Raw genomic sequence first — 15434 nt, 5'->3', positions numbered from 1 at the left:
ACCGATGTCGCACGAGGAGATCGAGCGTGAGTACGCCAAGTACTTCGGTCCCGATGGGGAAGATCTCGATCCGCCTGCTGAGATCTACGAGTACAAGGACCCCTACGCCCAGGGGCCCTGGCGAGCGCTGCGGCGCGAGGTCGATGTCCACCACCGACGTGCGTTGATCAACGCGGGTCAACGCAAGACCATCGGACGCTTCGAGCTGCTGCGGATGATCGGCTACGGGGGCATGGGCGTGGTGTTTCGGGCCTGGGATCCCACGCTCGGGCGGTTGGTGGCGCTCAAGCTGTGGACCGACGTGATGCCCAGCGGGGACACACGGATCCTCGAGGAGGCCCAGGCCCTGGCTCGTCTCTCGCACCCCAACGTGGTCTCGGTGTTCGACGTCGGCGAGTACGAGGGCCACCTCTACGTGGTGATGGAGTTCATCCGTGGTCAGGACGCCGCGCACTGGGATCCGCGCCACTGGAGGGAGGTGCTCTATGTTTACGGCCAGGCGGCCCGTGGCCTGATCGCCATCCACGAGGCAGGGCTCGTCCACAACGACTTCAAGCCCGAGAACCTGCTGCTCGGGGACGATGAGCGCGTGTGCGTGGCGGATCTTGGCCTGGCGGCGTCGATGCCCCGGGGCAGTGAGTCGGAGCAGAGGCCCGGGGGTACGACCGGCTACATGGCGCCCGAGCGCGTGATCGGGGGTCCTGGGGATGCACAGTCCGATCAGTTCTCGTTTTGTGCGGCGGTCTACGGGGCGCTCTATGGGGCGCTGCCCTTTGGTGGAGGGACACGCATCGCCGTGCTCGAGGCCATGGAGGCCGGGAAGTTGGCGGCCGGAGACAGAGCCCTGCCGGGGATCCCTCCGCGGGTCCGGGCTGCGTTGCTTCGGGGGCTGGCCTGGCGAGCGCAAGACAGGCACCCGAGCATGGAGGCCCTGCTCGCCGAGCTCGAGAGCGCGGAGCGAGAGGCACTGGAGCGGAAGACGCGCAGGCGATCGATGTGGGGGCAGGTGCTCCTGGGGGGTCTGCTCTTGGCCTTCGTGGGAGGATTTGCGGCAACCAAGCTCGGAGATGTGCCTGGTCGTGAGAGCTCCATGGCAGTCCTGCCGTTGCCCTCGGTCCCCAGGTGGTGGGTGGGGTTACATGAGAACCTCGAGGCGTGGAACGCGGCATCCGCGGGGCAATCTCGCGAGGTGTATGAGCACTGGCGAAACAGCCGCGACATCTTGCGACCCGATCACCCCTCTCTTCATGGTTTTTTATCCACTCGCGTTGGAGAGCAGATCATTGCCAAACATGAAATCATTGATGACATCGTTGTTGCGAGCTGGATTTTGGAAGGAGCAGCCGACGCATGGGAAGAAGCGGAAGCCTGGGAGAGGGCATCACACGCTAGGCATCGTGCTGCGTCTCTATTTAGGATGAGTGGAAGTAGCGAAGCTGCCGATGCCCAACTGAAGTGCATTGCAGAAAATATGAACAATAAGAAGTGTCATCCCTCTCCGCAGCCAACGGTGCCGTCGGAGTTCGAGTAGGGTGAGTCACAGTTCAAGAAAAACCCTCCGCAGTATTCTGCAATGCTCAGCTCGTAGCAGGCATCGAGATGCTCAAAGCAGCAAAGCGGAGCGACGTAGACAAGGTCGCTTCCTGAAGGAGCGAGATCATCACAGAACCCTCGATCACAGGCATCGTCGAAGGGCTGGTAGCACACGACCTCCCCGTTGATCTGCTCCCCGTAGTCGCACCACATCTTGATGCCTGTCGTGCATCGCCCGTTTTCGTCGGTGGCCGTACAGCTCGCGCTCGCGCCGATCGAGCAGCACACGTGGTCAGCCCACAGGGGCGCGTCGGGCCCGGTCCACTGGCAGAAGCGGGATAGCCTGGTGCCCTCGCTGTCGGTGACTGGGGCGCCGATCTCATCGAGGTAGACGTCATCGCAAAGGTCCGGGAGCGAGGCCAAGGCCGAGGCCGGCAGCAGTAGTCCCAGGGCAAAGGCGAGTATGAGCGTGGTGTTCTTGATCATGATGGGCTTCCTCGAAGGGCCAAAGGTAGCCCACTTCGACGCTGAAAGGCGCGAGGCGCTCAAATGAGCCTCCGGCCGAAGCTCCAAAGAGCTCAGTACCAGCTGGCTTCGCACCCTGGGTGTTCATGCTCAGACAGTTGCCGTAGTCCTCCATCGCTGGATTCGCGCAGTCGAGGTAGCGCTTGCCCTCTTCCTCGAAGCCCTCGAGCGAGTCCGCGAGACACTCGCGCTCCTCTTCACTGAGAAAGAGAGAGTCTCCGCATGCCTGCATCGTCGGCTATCCCTCCTGCTCTTCGCAGAACGGCTGAGCCTGAGCGTGGCACCAGTAAGTGTGACTGCGCGCCACGCGCAGACGCCCATGGCGACCGCCCGATGCCAACGGCTCCAACCGGCTGTGCCCGTCGGTACGCGGTGCGCTTTAGCCGCGATTTGGTTCGCGCTGGTGAGGATGGGTCGCCCAACGACCTGCGGCCGTCTCTGGGTGGCCGTGGATGACGCGGAGCACCGCGGTGCGGCGGCCGTCTTCGAGGAGGGCTTCGAGTCTCACAACCATGCACGGCCGCAGCTCGAAAATTGATTGTGGAGGCGACGACAATTACGTGAGAGCAAAGTCATGCTCGAGAGCGGAGCCACTTTGATCTCGGGACGCCTGGTAGCACCCCGTCGGGCAGAGTCAGGTACCGCCGGCTTTGAGTCCGCGCTCCGACCGCGTCTCCGACCGCCAAGGTGCTGACGACGCCTCGATGCGGGATGGGAGTGGCCACCCCAGACCTTCGAGCTGGGCTCGATGCTCGAAGGCATCAGCTCGCCGCTGGACGATGGCGCGTGCCAGCTCCTCGATGGACGTCGACGACCCGAGCGAGTTGCAGCTGAGGGGGCGCAGCACCCCTGAGTCTCCGCCGTGAAGGGAGCCGACTCGACGTGGGTCGCCTTCGCGAGATCGAGGTCAGTTCTAGAAAGTAGCGGGCTCCAACACGAAAAGTCTATTTTCCTTCTCAGCTCTCAAATTAGACGACTCAGGCACAAAATTAGACCGGACAATAGACCGGACAATAGAAAATCCAATAGAAAATCCAATAGACCGGAAAGCCCCCCACGCCGAAACTCGAGTCAGGCCACCAGGCTCTTGAAAACAGGAACATCTGCCGGTTTTCGAAGACCCAGGGATTGGCACTCCCAAAGGCATGCATACAACCTGGCCCCCATTTATCTGGACTCATGCAGACCTTCGGGCATGTTGACGGTTTGTGAAAAACAGCCCAGCTTGTTGCTGTGGTAATCAGTCGTCAGCTGGCGATCCAGGTTTCGATGAAAGCCGAGAGTACGAGGATGCAGACATGAGCACGAAGTGGATCGCCTGGCTCGCCGGGGGCGTCGGGGTCGCTGCCGTCATCGGTGGGCTCATCTGGGCCTACAAGCGGCGCCAGAGCGGGCAAGCGATACCCGACGAGGACGAGGGCAACATCGTCCCCAGCGCGCCGCCGCGAACGCCTGGAGGCGCCAAGCAGACCCTGGGGTACGAATTCCTCGGGGACGAGGCGCTCAACAAAGAGGAGTCCGAGACCCTCGATGAGATCCTCGGCGACGGCTGGCCGCCCTCCGAGGAGACGCTCGACCAGCTCGAGACCGGAGACGTGATCGTCTTTGGCGTCGAGAGTCGACCGGTCGGCCCTTATAAGGCCGCACGCGAGTTGATCTCGGCGAGCGTGATCGTGGCCGAGAAGACAGTGATCCGCGCGCGCGTCACCGGTGAGATCCGCTATGCCGAGCACTTCGGAACCAACGCGGGTCACGGCCTGCGCGCAGGGATGGCCGTCGATGTGCCGCGCTCCGTCGTGCTCGGGGCCGGTCGGCCGCAGCCCGCCGAGGGCTACGGCAGCAAGGGGGATCCCGTGGACACCTTCAAGGCCAGCACCGAGACCAAGAAGACCTACAAGATCCACCCGAGCACGCCCTGCGACCTCCAGCTCCCCTATCGCACGAAAGAGTTGGAGTGGTACGTGGATCCCCAGCTGGCGACGATGAAGCACATCGGAGAAGACGGGCTGCTCGAACAGATTTCGTTCACCGAGGGCAGCATGCGCGGGGACGTGACGGTGCGAGCGATCGACAACGACCCGATGCAGGGCAAGGTCCTCGTCGGCCGCTGGGACTTCGTGCTGGACGACTGAGCGTCCGTCCGCGTGGGCAAGCGGGAGCCGCCTTCGTGGCCCATCCGGGTCCAGTCTCGAGATCGTTGCTCATCGACGGATCTGGAGCTGGCGTTGGTTGGCGTGCTCGTCCCTCCCCTTCGGGGCTCACTTGTTGACTGGAAGTGGAGACATTACGATGGCTGACTGAGGAAACTGCCTCAACGATATTCCTGATTCGTATAACCGCTTTGCTCCGGGCGTATACCTGCAGTTTCGATCGACACCCTCCGCCCCATTTTGTTCATGCTTCCCCTTCATTCCAGCCTTGGTGCGCCGCTTGAGGTCGGATGCAATCTTTTTCCAGGTTGGCGTGCTCTCGAGTGTGCTCAGGTGGCTCTCCGACAGCCCGCGAGGACCGAGGCTTCCAAGGTTGAGGATGAGGATGTCAGTGTTGGCATCCATGAATTCAGATTGTTTTTTTGCTGAGCAAGATATCTCATATTCACTAAACACAAACTCATCAGGCCATGCTGAGAGCCCCCCCGCCTCGATTGTCTGAGAAGAGATATTTATGACTGAGAATGGAAAGAAAAAGACCGCAGCACCATTAATGTCGTAGCTGTTCAGCCATGACGAAACCATTTCTGCCAATTCTTCTTCTGTTGCATAAAATTGCGATGATATTGATGGCATTTCTCTACCTGTCGTATGGCGTGAAGTCTGTAGGAGTCTGGCCAGGACCATTCAGGTCTTCGAGGGCCTCTATTTCTCGTTTGACAGGACTTCCATCCGCCCTCGTCCTGCCGACATTTCGACCGCGGAGGTTTCCGTCTGGAGTCCTGTATAGAATGTCAGGCCGGCGTCCAGACTTGTGTCCTCCATAGGTGCGAATGAGTCGTTCCTTTTCCTGTCCTCCACCTGCAACTATGACATTTCCCTCTGTTTCCAATTTTTGGGCCTCCGAGCGAATTTTCGCGTTGTGGGGCGCGTTGGGATCCGTCTTGGGCCCGCGCTTCTTCCCTTTACGCTTAACGGACCCCGCGATCAAGATCTCCCCGCCGTCCTCCGCCAGCTCCCGCACCGCCTTGCGCTGCCCCGCGCGCTGGATCCCCCAGCGCAGCGCGCCGCCCACCATCTCGACGTCTCCCGAGAGGAAAAACATCGCCAGCTCCACCGAGACGACCACGTGCGTCGGTGGGTCTTGCATCGTGGCGATCACGCGTGCGCCTGCCTCCTGTGAGACCTCCAGCCGGCGCCGCTCTTGCGAGGGGTTCTCCGGCCGGACCATCGCGTCGGTGAAGCCCTGGAGCGGCGGGGCGTTGAGTTGGCGCACGATCCCTGCGCCGCGGGCACGGGCGCTGTCGTGGAGCTGCTGGATCTGCGCTGCGCTCGGGCCGATGTCGCCGGCTTGCTGATCCGCCCGCGCGCTCGCGCTGCCGCCTCCGCCGATGTCGCTTTGTTGGGCTTGGCCGCTGCCCGCGACGCCCTCGGCGGTGCGCGTGCCGACCACGGGCACGGTCATCTCGAAGCCGAAGTCTTGGGGCTCGGCGTCGCTGCTGCTGTCGGGATCGGTGGACGCGGCCGTGGGCATGAAGCCCGAGGGATCCGTGCGCGCCAGCGGCTGGTTGAGGACGTAGGCGTAGCGGTTCCAGCCGCTGCTGCTCAGCGGATCCACCACGAAGGGATCTGCCGACGCCATCCGGCCCAGGTGCGGATCGTACATGCGGCCGCGCATGTGCAGCAGGCCGCTGTCGGACTGGGCTTCGTGGCCGGTGTAGCCGCGGTTGATCGGGCTGAGCGCGGCGAATTCTTCGGGCAGGGTCCAGTCTTCGGGGTCGCGGGCCTTGCCCCACAGGTCGTAGGACTGGCGGTGCTCGAGCACGCCCAGCTCGGAGCTCAGGGCGTCCGTGGAGCCGAGGTGATCCACGTGGATGTAGTGGGTGTCGCGCGAGGCTTCGAGATCGCTGTGGGTGTCGACGACGTCGGCGATCAGCCGCTCGGGGCCGGGGATGTAGTAGTGGTGCTCGGTGGTCTCGGGGGTGCGCTGGCGTTGGTAGAGATCCGTGACGTAGATGGTCTCGCGGGGGCCGTCTTGGGCTTCGGCGTAGCGGTAGACCCGGGTCTGATCGGCGTCGTACTCGAGCTCGGTGAGCAGGTTGTTTTCGAGGAGCTGCGCGGGGGCGTCGAAGGCGGTGTAGGTGATCTTCAGGGTCTCGCCGGGGGCTTCGCGGGCGAGGAGGTTGCCCTTTGGGTCCCAGGTGTGGGTGCGGCCGTCGGCGTAGGTCAGGCGTCCGTTGGCGTCGTAGTCGTAGGCGCCGCGATCGCTGGCGAAGGCGAGGTTGCCGAGGGCGTCGTAGGCGAAGTGGCGGACGTGCTCGCTGCCGGACTTGGTGGTGGTGGTCTGGATCGGGCGGTGCAGGTCGTCGTAGCTGAAGACTTCGGATTGAGCGCCGAGCAGGTCTTGGCGGCGCAGTAGCGTGCCGTCGGGGTTCCAGTCGTAGCGCAGATCCTGGAGGTCTCCGCCGAGCAGGGAGTGGGTCTGGATCTGCTCGACGAAGCCGCGCAGGGGGTCGTAGCTGCGGGTGGTCTGGGCGCCGTTGCCGAGGCGTTCTGTGCTGATCCGGCCGGCTTGGGTGAGGGACTCGAGGGTCCATAGCGGGGCGTCGTCGCTGCCTTGGCGGACTTCGACGAGGTCGCCGCTTTGGGCGTGGAGGTTGCGGATCCAAAACGGCTCGCTGATGTCGTTTTCGGGGTAGTGGATCTCGGCGAGGCGGTCGTGCTGGTCGTAGGCGAAGCGCAGCGCGAAGGGTTCGCCGGCGATGACCTTGGTGAGGGCGCTGAGGCGGCCGTGGGGGTCGTAGTCGTAGAGGTCTTCGTGGCCGCTGGGGCTTTGGGTGTGGGCGAGGGCGCCGATGAAGGTGGTGTCCCAGGTCCAGGTGGTCTGGCCGTCGGGGTCGTCGCGGGTGATGAGGCGGCCGAGGCCGTCGTGGGTGAAGGTGGTGAGCTGGTCGTTGGCGTCGAGGATGGCCGCGAGCTCGCCGTGGCCGTTGTAGGCGTAGCTGCGCGGGCCTTCGCTGGGGTCGTGGCTGTGGGTGAGGCGGCCGAGGTCGTCGTAGGCGAAGGACTTGATGGTGGGCGGGGCTTCGCCGGCGGGGAGGTCGAAGCTGGTATGGGGAGTGATGCAGTTGGGGCGGACTTGGGTGAGCTGCTCGAAGCTTTCGTAGTCGAAGCACAGGCGCTCTTCGTCGGGGGAGCCGAGGGCGCGGACGCTCTCGACGAGGCGCAGGGCGCCGTCGTAGCGCAGGCGGGAGGCCGTGCCGCCGAGGTCGTGGTGGAGGACTTCGCGGCCGGCGTAGTCCCAGCGCTCTTCGCTGAGGTCTGGGAGGAGGTGGCGGACGAGGCGGTCGTCGTGGTCGTAGAAAAAACGCTCGTAGCTATCTGGGGGAGTGCCGACGAGGGTGGGGAGAGATTGGGCGATGTGGTGGCCGGCTTGGTCGTAGCGGCTGTGGGTGACGCGTTCGAGGCCGTCGGCGAAGAGGGCTCGCTCGTGGATGATGCGGCCGAGGCGGTCGAGGGCGAGGCTTCGGTGGCCGTGGCCCTTTGTGGTTTGGCGGAGCTCGAGGACGGGGGCGTCGGGGTCTTGGTCTTGGAGGGCGGCGTAGCTGAAGGTGACGTCGTCGCCGCGGGGGTCGTCGCCGGCGAAGTGGCGCAGGGCGGTGACGTGGCCGAGGCCGTCGTAGTCGGCGACGAGGCGGAGGTTGTTTGGGTCGCGGGTCTCGGTGAGTACGCCCAGGCCGGGGTGCCAGCGGAGCTGTGTCTGGTGGCCGAGGGCGTTGGTGGTGGAGATGGGGAAGACGCCGTGGTCGTCGAACTTTGTGGTGTCCGTGCGGAGGATGCCGCCAGTGTCGATGGCGGCGCGGGTGACTTCGTTGCCGTGGGCGTCGTAGGCGGAGCCGGTGACGAGGCGCAGCTCGGCGTCGTTTGGTTGGGTCTCGTGGTGGAGCAGCGCGCCGGTCTCGGGGTCGTAGGCGGCGATGGACTCGCGCGTGCGGATGGGGATGCCCGGCTGCTCGAAGCTCAGGACGGTCTTCGTGGGTAGGCCCAGGAGCCAGGTCTCGGCGTCGTTTTGGTAGCTGGTCTGGGTGCGGTAGGTGAAGGTCTCGCTGCCGGTGGAGGTCGTGCGCGTCCAGTGGGTGGGGTTGCCGAAGTCGTCGAGGTCGAAGACGGTGTGGACCTCGCGGGTGATGCGGTGGTCTTCGTCGAGCTCCGTGAGCGCGCAGAAGTCTTCTTCGCAGGCGTCGAGTTCGTAGCGGCTGGCGAGCGTCTGGGCGGCGTAGGGGAGGTAGCTGCTGGGGCCCGTCGAATGGACCTTCAAGCTGTGACTCGTGACGCGGACGACGTGGCGGCCGGTCTCGGGGTCTCGGCGGTCTTCGGCGACGAGTGAGGGCATGCCTGCGAAGGGGAAGGCGTGCAGGTCGTCGTCGTAGCTGGGGTCGAAGCGGACGAGTCGGCGGTAGACGGGGAGCTCGTCGCGCCACTCGGTGGTCTCGTGGAAGCGAAAGCCCAGGCTGCGCTGGGCCTCGCGGTCTCGCCGGGCGGTGCCGTAGCGGTGGGTGAAGGTCTGGGGGGCATCGCTGATGCCCGAGTCGACGCGGTGGGCCTCGACGAGCAACCGCGGGCTGCGGTCGCAGCGGGCGGGGTAGAGGCAGCTGACGCTGTCGAGCTCCGCGTCGGCGTAGCCCTCAGGGGCGTCGATGTCCGCGCTCGCGCGGTAGTCGACCTCGATGCGCGCGCCCAGGCCGTTGGTGATGGCCTTCAGCTTGTCGGGGACCTCGCCGGCGTGGGTGCGCAGCTGCCAGCTGCTGCCCAGGAACACGCCGGGGTCGTGCAGGCCGTCGCCGTCGAGGTCGAAGGCGCCCACGCTGTGGACGTTGGATGCGAACTCTTGGACGGGGCTGTGAAAGACCTCGGGGTGCTCGTGCAGGACGCCTTCGCTGTCGAGATTGAAGATCGACCAGTTCCAGGTGTCGTCGTTGGGATCGCTGACGGGCGAGAGCAGATCCAGGCGGCCGTCGGCGTCGTAGTCGAGCACGCCCGCGGCCAGGAAGCGGCGAAAGCCGCCCCTGCCGGGCTCGGGGCTGAGCAGCAGCCAGCCGCCGTCGACGAAGCCTGCGCCGGTGTTGCGCCACAGACGGATGCCGCCTTGCTCCGCCCAGGGTGGATCGAAGACGACGATCGTCTGCATGAGCGTGCCGAGGTCTTCGGCCGTGTCGCCGGAGACCAGCTCGTAGCGGAGAATGTCCGAGAGGCCGTCGCCGTCGATGTCGAGGATCTTGTCGAGGCCAAAGCCTTGCTGTGAACGAGGGAAGTCCTCGTCGAGGTAGGCGTCGTTGTAGTGGGCGGTCAGGCTGGGGCGCCAGCGTTGCGCGAGGTCTGGCGGAAGGCCGGTGTCTTCGAGCGAGAGGCTCCAGTCGCCGGGGTTCAGGCGCAGGGCGTGGTAGTTGGACCACTTGGATGAAGGGATCCAGGCGCCGAGCTGCGCGTCCCAGGTGGGGATTACCAGCAGTGAGGCGAGGCCATCGCCGTCGTGGTCGAGGGCGAGGAGCTTGTCGTAGACGGAGCAGGGCTCGCCGGTGTCGACGACCTGCTCCGAGATGAACCCTTCAGTGGGGAGGTTGGGAGTGAAGTGCCAGGTGCCAGTGCCGAGCTCGGGCTCGTCGAGGGCGTTTGGGAGCGGGTCGCCAGCGCAAAAGAGCAGGTCTCCGAGGCCGTCGCCGGTCTGGTCGTGGGCGGTGAACTGCCAGATGGGAGAGACGCCGGGGTCGAACTCGACTTGCTCGATGCCGCCTTCGGGGCGGGCGAGGGCGAGGTAGAAGGCGCTGCCGGCTGGCGGGGCGCCGCCGAAGTCGTTGATGGAGTCGCCGAGGCCGACGGCGTCATCGCGGCCGTCGCCGTCGATGTCGGCCGCAAAGAGCGGCGGCGTGGCCGGGGCGAGGTCGTCGTAGCTGGGGCCGGCGAGCAGGCCGGAGATGGGGTCTTCGTGGACGAGGTAGTGACCCAAGCCGAGGCATTGCGCGAGGTCGTCGTCGCGGGTGCTGCATGGGGCGACGGCCGTGTCGGCCTTGGGCTGGGAAGTCCACAGCTCCCAGCCGCGGCCTTCGGGCGCGGGAGTGTTGGACTGGCCGACGGCGAGCAGGAAGTCGCTGCGGCCGTCGCCGTTGGCGTCGAGGATGGTCTGAGCGAGGACGCGGGGAGCGAGGGTGTTGGGCGTGTCGGACCAGATGCTGGCGAGGTAGGGCCAGGCGTATTCGATGGCGAAGTTCGTCTGCTGGGGGACGGTGTCGAAGTCGAGGGAGCCGGCGGTCCACGCGAAGGTGGTGTCTGGCCGACAGACGCCTTGCGCGTCGCACTGGCGGACGGCGTGAAGGAGGCTGCGGCCCGTGATGGAGGGGGTGTCGTAGTCGAGTTCGTAGCGGTGAACGAGCTCGCCCTCGGCGAAGGTGCTCAGAGCCGCGAGGCGCTTGGTCTGGCGCTGCGGCGCGCCGAGGCGCCAGCCTGCGGCGGGGTCTGGGCGGTCCTCCCACTCGAGGCGGACGTGTCGAGTGAAGGCGTGGAGCGTGGTGTGGCCGCCGTACTCGAGGCTGGTCAGCCAGCGCTCGACGTCGGCCTCGCCGTCTTCGAGGAGCTCCGTCTCGTTCGTGTAGTTGAGGGCGTAGACGTTGCCAAAGCAGTCGCGCCGCTCGGCCAGAGACCAGCTGGCGAGGCCGCGCGGATGCAGGGCGACGGCGTCCCGACGGCAGCCGTAGAGGTCGATGGTGCCGTCACTGCGCCGGACCTCGAAGCCAAGACCGCCGTGACAAGACTGCTTGCTGCCCTCGGTGAAAGCGATGGCGCGGACAGACGAGAGGTCGTCGCGCTTGGGCCGGTAGCGGGCGCCGGGCTGGAGGTGCTCGCCCTCGACGAGGCGCAGGCGCTGACCATCGAGGCAGAGCGCGTCCTCGTCATCGAGCTGAACCCCGCGAAAGTAGCCGTCATCAGCGAGCGTCCGCGGACAGCGGTCGATGGCCGAGGCCCCGGAGAGCGCCCAACCAACGCCGAGCCCACCGTCCCCGCGCTGGCTGTCGTACTCGAGGGATAGCGCGGGCGCGAAGCCGCGAGCAGCCGGCGGAAGCGCGAGCGGAACGCTGTAGCGCGCAGCTCCACGGTCATCGACGACAAAGGTCCCGGGCAGCGTCCCAACAGGCGCGGAAGTGGTGAGCTGGGGCGCGCTCTCAGCCAGGGGCCCCGCGAGGGTCAGGCGTTGGACAAAGCTCCCCGCCAGCGACGTCGCACCAACCCGCGGCGGCAGCACGAGCACCACCAGACCCAGAAGCGCGAGCAGCGAGTTTTGACGGGCTCGACTCGACTTCACGTCCTGCACGGTCCAAGCATCGCCGATCTATCTCAGGAGATCAGTGGCAAACATCTTCAGTCACCCAAGACAACAACACGCTCACGCAGCGGATCAGGCTCCAGTGACTCACCCACCCGACTACCCTCATAGAGTCTGCGCGCGGAGCGCTGCGCCTAGAGGAGGGGGCATGCCCCCGCTTCTCGGCCGTTGAACGCCTGCGATGCGCTGTGTTGAGCTTCTCGGCTCCACCGCGTTCGCGCCGCTGATAACGTGCCTTCGCACAAATTCGGCGGCGGTCACGGAGAGTTCGACATGACCGTCACGATCCGCCCCTACCGGGGCCACAAAGACCACTACGAAGTGGATATCAGCATCACCCTCCCCAACGGACAGGCCTACCGCGAGCGCCGAAAAGCGCCGACCCGCGGGAAGGCAGCTGCCCGCTCCTGGGGGCGTGAGCGGGAGCGGTACCTGCTACAGCATGGGCCGCGTGAGCGCAGGAAGGAAACCGTACCAACAGTCAGGGAATTCGAGAATCGATACATTCAAGAATATCACCAGTCCAAGCACCACAAAGCCAGCACGATCGAGGATGCACGTCAGACGATCCGCACATTGCTCGGACCGATCGTTGGAGACCTTCGGCTCGATCAGATCGACGTGTCGCAGGTCCAGCGTGTGCGCTCGAGGCTGGCAGGGAAACACGCACATACTGTCAACAAGGCGTTGAGCACCTTGAGCACCATGCTCAAGTGCGCGATCTTGCTGGGGCTGATTCCCGCAGGATCGCTTCCAACGATCAAGCGGCTCAAGCCCAAGTCTTCCCCGCGGGATTTTTGGGGCTTCGACGAGTACGCGCGTTTGATCGACGCGACGGCCACGCCGGTCGAGCGCGTGGGCGTACTGCTCGGTGGTGATGCAGGGCTGCGCTGGGGAGAGATCCGCGGGCTGCATTGGGACAGCGTGGACTTCGACCGGGGCGTCCTCATCGTTCGGCGCTCGCTGTGGCGAGGAGTCCTCGATGTCCCCAAGAACGGCAAGTCTCGTGAAGTCCCCATGACAGCGAGGTTGTGCGAAGCCCTGGAGGCGCTGAGTGGACAAGGGTCTGGACCCTATGTGTTGTGCCGAGCGATGGTGAGCACGCACCGAGCTGCGCCCGAGCACCCCGTGGGGCAACAGTGGCTGCTACAGCGACTCCGCAGGCTGTGCTCCGCGGCCAAGGTGAAGCGCCGTGGACCTCACACTCTGCGGCACACCTTCTGCTCGCACCTGGCCATGCGCGGTATACCTGCCCGAGTCATCCAAGAACTCGCGGGGCATGCCAGCTTGATGACCACGGAGTGCTACATGCACCTGGCCCCGGGACTGACCCACGCTGCGATCGCTTCGCTCGAAGCTCCCCCACCGGTGGGGCTCCCTCACCCCTAGGGTGGGTGGGCGCCGGTGGAGAAACTTAGGAGACGCGCGGAGAGGAGAACGAGAAATCCCAGTGATCTCAGCTGACTGACGCTACTGATCAGAAATTTCGTAGATCTGCACGACGTTGGGGTGGGAGAGCCGCGCCATGGCCTGGGCCTCGCGGCGGACTCGGGCGCGGACGTCGGGGCCGGCCCGCTCGGCGCGGACGAGCTTGATCGCCAGCTTGCGATCGAGCTCGTTGTCGTAGGCGGCATAGACCACGCCCATGCCCCCGGCGCCGAGGCGGCGCAGGACCACGAAGCGCCCGATCTGTGCAGGATCTGGGGCCGGCTCCGGGGCACCCTCGAGCGCGTCGTCTTCGCCCTCGAGGCCAGCTTCGAGGTCGTCGAAGGAGCCGGCGAGGGTCTCGCCCTGGCTCTCGAGGCCGCCCGCGACCGAGCTCCCCGTCGTGCCGTCGTTGATCACAGCCGCGCGAACACCTCGGTCCATCGTGACCGAAGCGCCGCGGAAAACAAAGTCCGGGAGCGTGGGGCGCCGAGAGTTGGCGCGAGCAGCTGGGGCTAGCGACCGACGCCGCGGCTTTGCAGGGCCGCGAGCTGGAGCAGGCCGCCGCGATCGCCGACGCGCGAGCAGACCTTGTAGGGGGGCGTGAGCCTGTTGCCGGCCTCGTCGACGAGCGGGTTGCCGTCGTAGCTCATGATCTTGTCGACGCTCTTCTCGTTGATGCGCAGCTGGGTGCGGGCCTTGCCGAGCAGGCACTGCCGCTTGGTGAAGCCGCTGACGACCCCGTTCGCGCGCAAGCGCGCGGCGTTGTCGTAGAGCTCCTCGCGGGCGGCCGCGAAGCCCTCGCGGTCGGCGGTCTGCTTGTCGACGAGCTCGGCGACGAGGTAGCCACCAGCGACTTCGAAGACCTCGTCGAGCAGGGGCGAGTCGAGGTCGCCGGCCCAGGCCTTGTCGCTCAGCTCCGGGTTGGCCCCGAGGCCGGGGATCGGGCGGCCATGGGTGAACAGCCCCGTCTCCTCGACCTGGTGCTTGGGCCGGCTCGCGGGGCTCTCGCTCACGCCATAGTCCTCGATGGTCTCGTCGCTGGCGTCGAAGAGCTTGGCCATGTCCTTGCCGTTTTTGACGGCGAGCAGGGCCTCCTCGGCGGCCTGGCGAGCGAGCTCGCGGCCACGAGCGGTGCGCACGGCCTCCTCGGCGAGCTCGCGCTTGGCGTCTTCCTCGGGGACGTCGCCCTCGCGGTGGCCGGCGACGGTGACCAGGAAGAAGGACTCCTCGCCCTCGATGATCTCGGACACCTCGTTGTCGGCGAGGCCCTCGGCCGCCTTGTCGACGGCGCGATCGAGGCCGCTGCCGGTGCCCGCGACCTGGGTCCAGCCGTAGCGGCCGCCGGAGCGGGCGGTGTCGGGGTCCTCGGACAGGCGGCGCGCGACGGCGGCGAAGGGCTCACCGGAGTCGACGATCGACGTGCGGGCGCCCTCGATCTTGGCCCTGGCGCGGGCGAGGTTGTCGGCGTGCAGCGCGAGCAGCTCGGCCTCGGCGCCCTCGGGCGGCGCCGTGGGCTTGGCGATCTCGATCAGGCGCAGGTCGACCTCGGCGGGCAGCTTGAGGAAGCGCGCGGCCTCGCGCTCGTAGATCTCGGCGAGCTCGTCACCGTGCTCGGCGATCCAGCCCTCGACCTCGGCGTCGGTGGGATCGACGAGCTCGGCGTAGTCGTTGTAGGGCAGGCGCACGTAGCGGATCGAGAGCTGGTTGTTCTCTTCCTCGTAGCGCTCCCACAGCTCGGCCTCGGGCACGACGGCGGCCGAGGACAGCAGGTCGCGGACCTGGCGGGCGAGCATCTCCTGGCGCTGGGTCTCGAGGTAGCGCTGCTCCGAGACCAGGAAGTAGCCGCTCAAGAACTGATTCTTGAATTGTTTGTAGTCGAACTTGCCGTCGAAGGCCCAGGGGTAGGAGCGCTCGAGGTCGAGGACCATGAAGTAGCCGTCGCGGGTCATCACCTCGGCGTCGTGAGTCTCGACGGTGAGGCCGAGCTCCTCGCCGGTGTGGACGAGGACGAGGCGCTCGATGACGGCCTCGAAGACCTCCTCGCGCACGCCCCATTTTTGGGCCATCTCACCTTCGGGCAGCGTGTTCATCACCGTGGTGAGCGCCCGCTGCTGATAGGCGAAGTCTTCTTTGGTCACGTTGGTGCCGAAGACCCGGGCCAGCCCGGCCTCGCCCAGCGAGAGCTGATCCGAGGGCAGGCCAAAGGTCAGGCCAAAGGCCAGGGCGAGCACGCCCAGGATCAACCAGGTGATCAGGTTGCCGCCTTTTCCGCGTTCGCTGCCGAGCATGGGGCGGGCACCTTACTGCCATCGCGCGGCCTTGCGTAGGGGGCCCCCTCGGGGATCGCGCGAGCTGTGGCGGACCAGAGGCCGCTGTGAGCAAACACCTGCGCAGATACACAGCCACCCACTCTGGCGGGCTGT

The 15434-nt window shown here is 66.0% G+C and carries 9 protein-coding genes; 4 read left to right on the top strand and 5 right to left on the bottom strand.

What is annotated here, in order from left to right; genetic code table 11:
• The first annotated feature begins 4 nt into the window (after positions 1-4).
• On the top strand, positions 5-1531 hold the full coding sequence (locus G6O69_RS00190) for a serine/threonine-protein kinase (protein WP_176396531.1): 1527 nt from the start codon (positions 5-7) through the stop codon (positions 1529-1531).
• On the opposite strand, the gene G6O69_RS00185 is transcribed toward G6O69_RS00190, so the two are convergent.
• Positions 1489-2019: a hypothetical protein gene (locus tag G6O69_RS00185; RefSeq protein ID WP_172301364.1), complete on the bottom strand. Its 531-nt coding sequence runs from the start codon at positions 2017-2019 to the stop codon at positions 1489-1491. The genes G6O69_RS00190 and G6O69_RS00185 overlap by 43 nt on opposite strands.
• A 448-nt stretch (positions 2020-2467) precedes the next feature.
• On the opposite strand from G6O69_RS00185, the gene G6O69_RS39595 reads away from it, so the two are divergent.
• Both G6O69_RS39595 and G6O69_RS00180 read left to right on the top strand, forming a co-directional pair.
• Positions 2468-2596: a hypothetical protein gene (locus G6O69_RS39595; RefSeq protein ID WP_255215658.1), complete on the top strand. Its 129-nt coding sequence runs from the start codon at positions 2468-2470 to the stop codon at positions 2594-2596.
• Positions 2597-3356: 760 nt separating this feature from the next.
• Positions 3357-4190, top strand: a complete 834-nt coding sequence (locus tag G6O69_RS00180; RefSeq protein WP_172301362.1) for a hypothetical protein — start codon at positions 3357-3359, stop codon at positions 4188-4190.
• A 126-nt stretch (positions 4191-4316) separates the two neighbouring features.
• On the opposite strand, the gene G6O69_RS00175 is transcribed toward G6O69_RS00180, so the two are convergent.
• Together G6O69_RS00175 and G6O69_RS00170 are read right to left on the bottom strand one after the other, a co-directional pair.
• Positions 4317-4844 carry a hypothetical protein gene (locus G6O69_RS00175; protein ID WP_172301360.1) on the bottom strand — a complete coding sequence of 176 codons (528 nt, stop codon included), beginning with the start codon at positions 4842-4844 and terminating at the stop codon, positions 4317-4319.
• A 4-nt stretch (positions 4845-4848) separates the two neighbouring features.
• A complete protein-coding gene (locus G6O69_RS00170; protein WP_176396530.1) occupies positions 4849-11562 on the bottom strand; it encodes an RHS repeat-associated core domain-containing protein in 6714 nt (2237 codons plus the stop codon).
• Positions 11563-12159: 597 nt separating this feature from the next.
• On the opposite strand from G6O69_RS00170, the gene G6O69_RS00165 reads away from it, so the two are divergent.
• Complete coding sequence (locus G6O69_RS00165; protein WP_255215657.1) at positions 12160-12972, top strand: site-specific integrase; 813 nt, start codon at positions 12160-12162, stop codon at positions 12970-12972.
• An 81-nt stretch (positions 12973-13053) separates the two neighbouring features.
• On the opposite strand, the gene G6O69_RS00160 is transcribed toward G6O69_RS00165, so the two are convergent.
• Together G6O69_RS00160 and G6O69_RS00155 are read right to left on the bottom strand one after the other, a co-directional pair.
• Positions 13054-13452 (bottom strand): protein kinase, encoded by a 399-nt coding sequence (locus G6O69_RS00160; RefSeq protein WP_172301354.1) that lies wholly within the window; start codon positions 13450-13452, stop codon positions 13054-13056.
• Positions 13453-13523: 71 nt separating this feature from the next.
• A complete protein-coding gene (locus G6O69_RS00155; protein WP_172301352.1) occupies positions 13524-15299 on the bottom strand; it encodes a peptidylprolyl isomerase in 1776 nt (591 codons plus the stop codon).
• Between the last annotated feature and the right edge of the window lie 135 nt (positions 15300-15434).

Source organism: Pseudenhygromyxa sp. WMMC2535, assembly GCF_011083025.2.
Note: the sequence above shows the minus strand (reverse complement) of the source record. Positions and strands in the feature narration are given on the sequence as shown.

Excerpts from the sequence above, each read along its gene's own strand:
- G6O69_RS00175 (WP_172301360.1), bottom strand. The coding sequence starts at position 4,844 with ATGCCATCAATATCATCGCAATTTTATGCAACAGAAGAAGAATTGGCA.
- G6O69_RS00160 (WP_172301354.1), bottom strand. The coding sequence starts at position 13,452 with ATGGACCGAGGTGTTCGCGCGGCTGTGATCAACGACGGCACGACGGGG.
- G6O69_RS00180 (WP_172301362.1), top strand. The coding sequence starts at position 3,357 with ATGAGCACGAAGTGGATCGCCTGGCTCGCCGGGGGCGTCGGGGTCGCT.
- G6O69_RS00185 (WP_172301364.1), bottom strand. The coding sequence starts at position 2,019 with ATGATCAAGAACACCACGCTCATACTCGCCTTTGCCCTGGGACTACTG.
- G6O69_RS00190 (WP_176396531.1), top strand. The coding sequence starts at position 5 with ATGTCGCACGAGGAGATCGAGCGTGAGTACGCCAAGTACTTCGGTCCC.
- G6O69_RS00155 (WP_172301352.1), bottom strand. The coding sequence starts at position 15,299 with ATGCTCGGCAGCGAACGCGGAAAAGGCGGCAACCTGATCACCTGGTTG.
- G6O69_RS39595 (WP_255215658.1), top strand. The coding sequence starts at position 2,468 with ATGGGTCGCCCAACGACCTGCGGCCGTCTCTGGGTGGCCGTGGATGAC.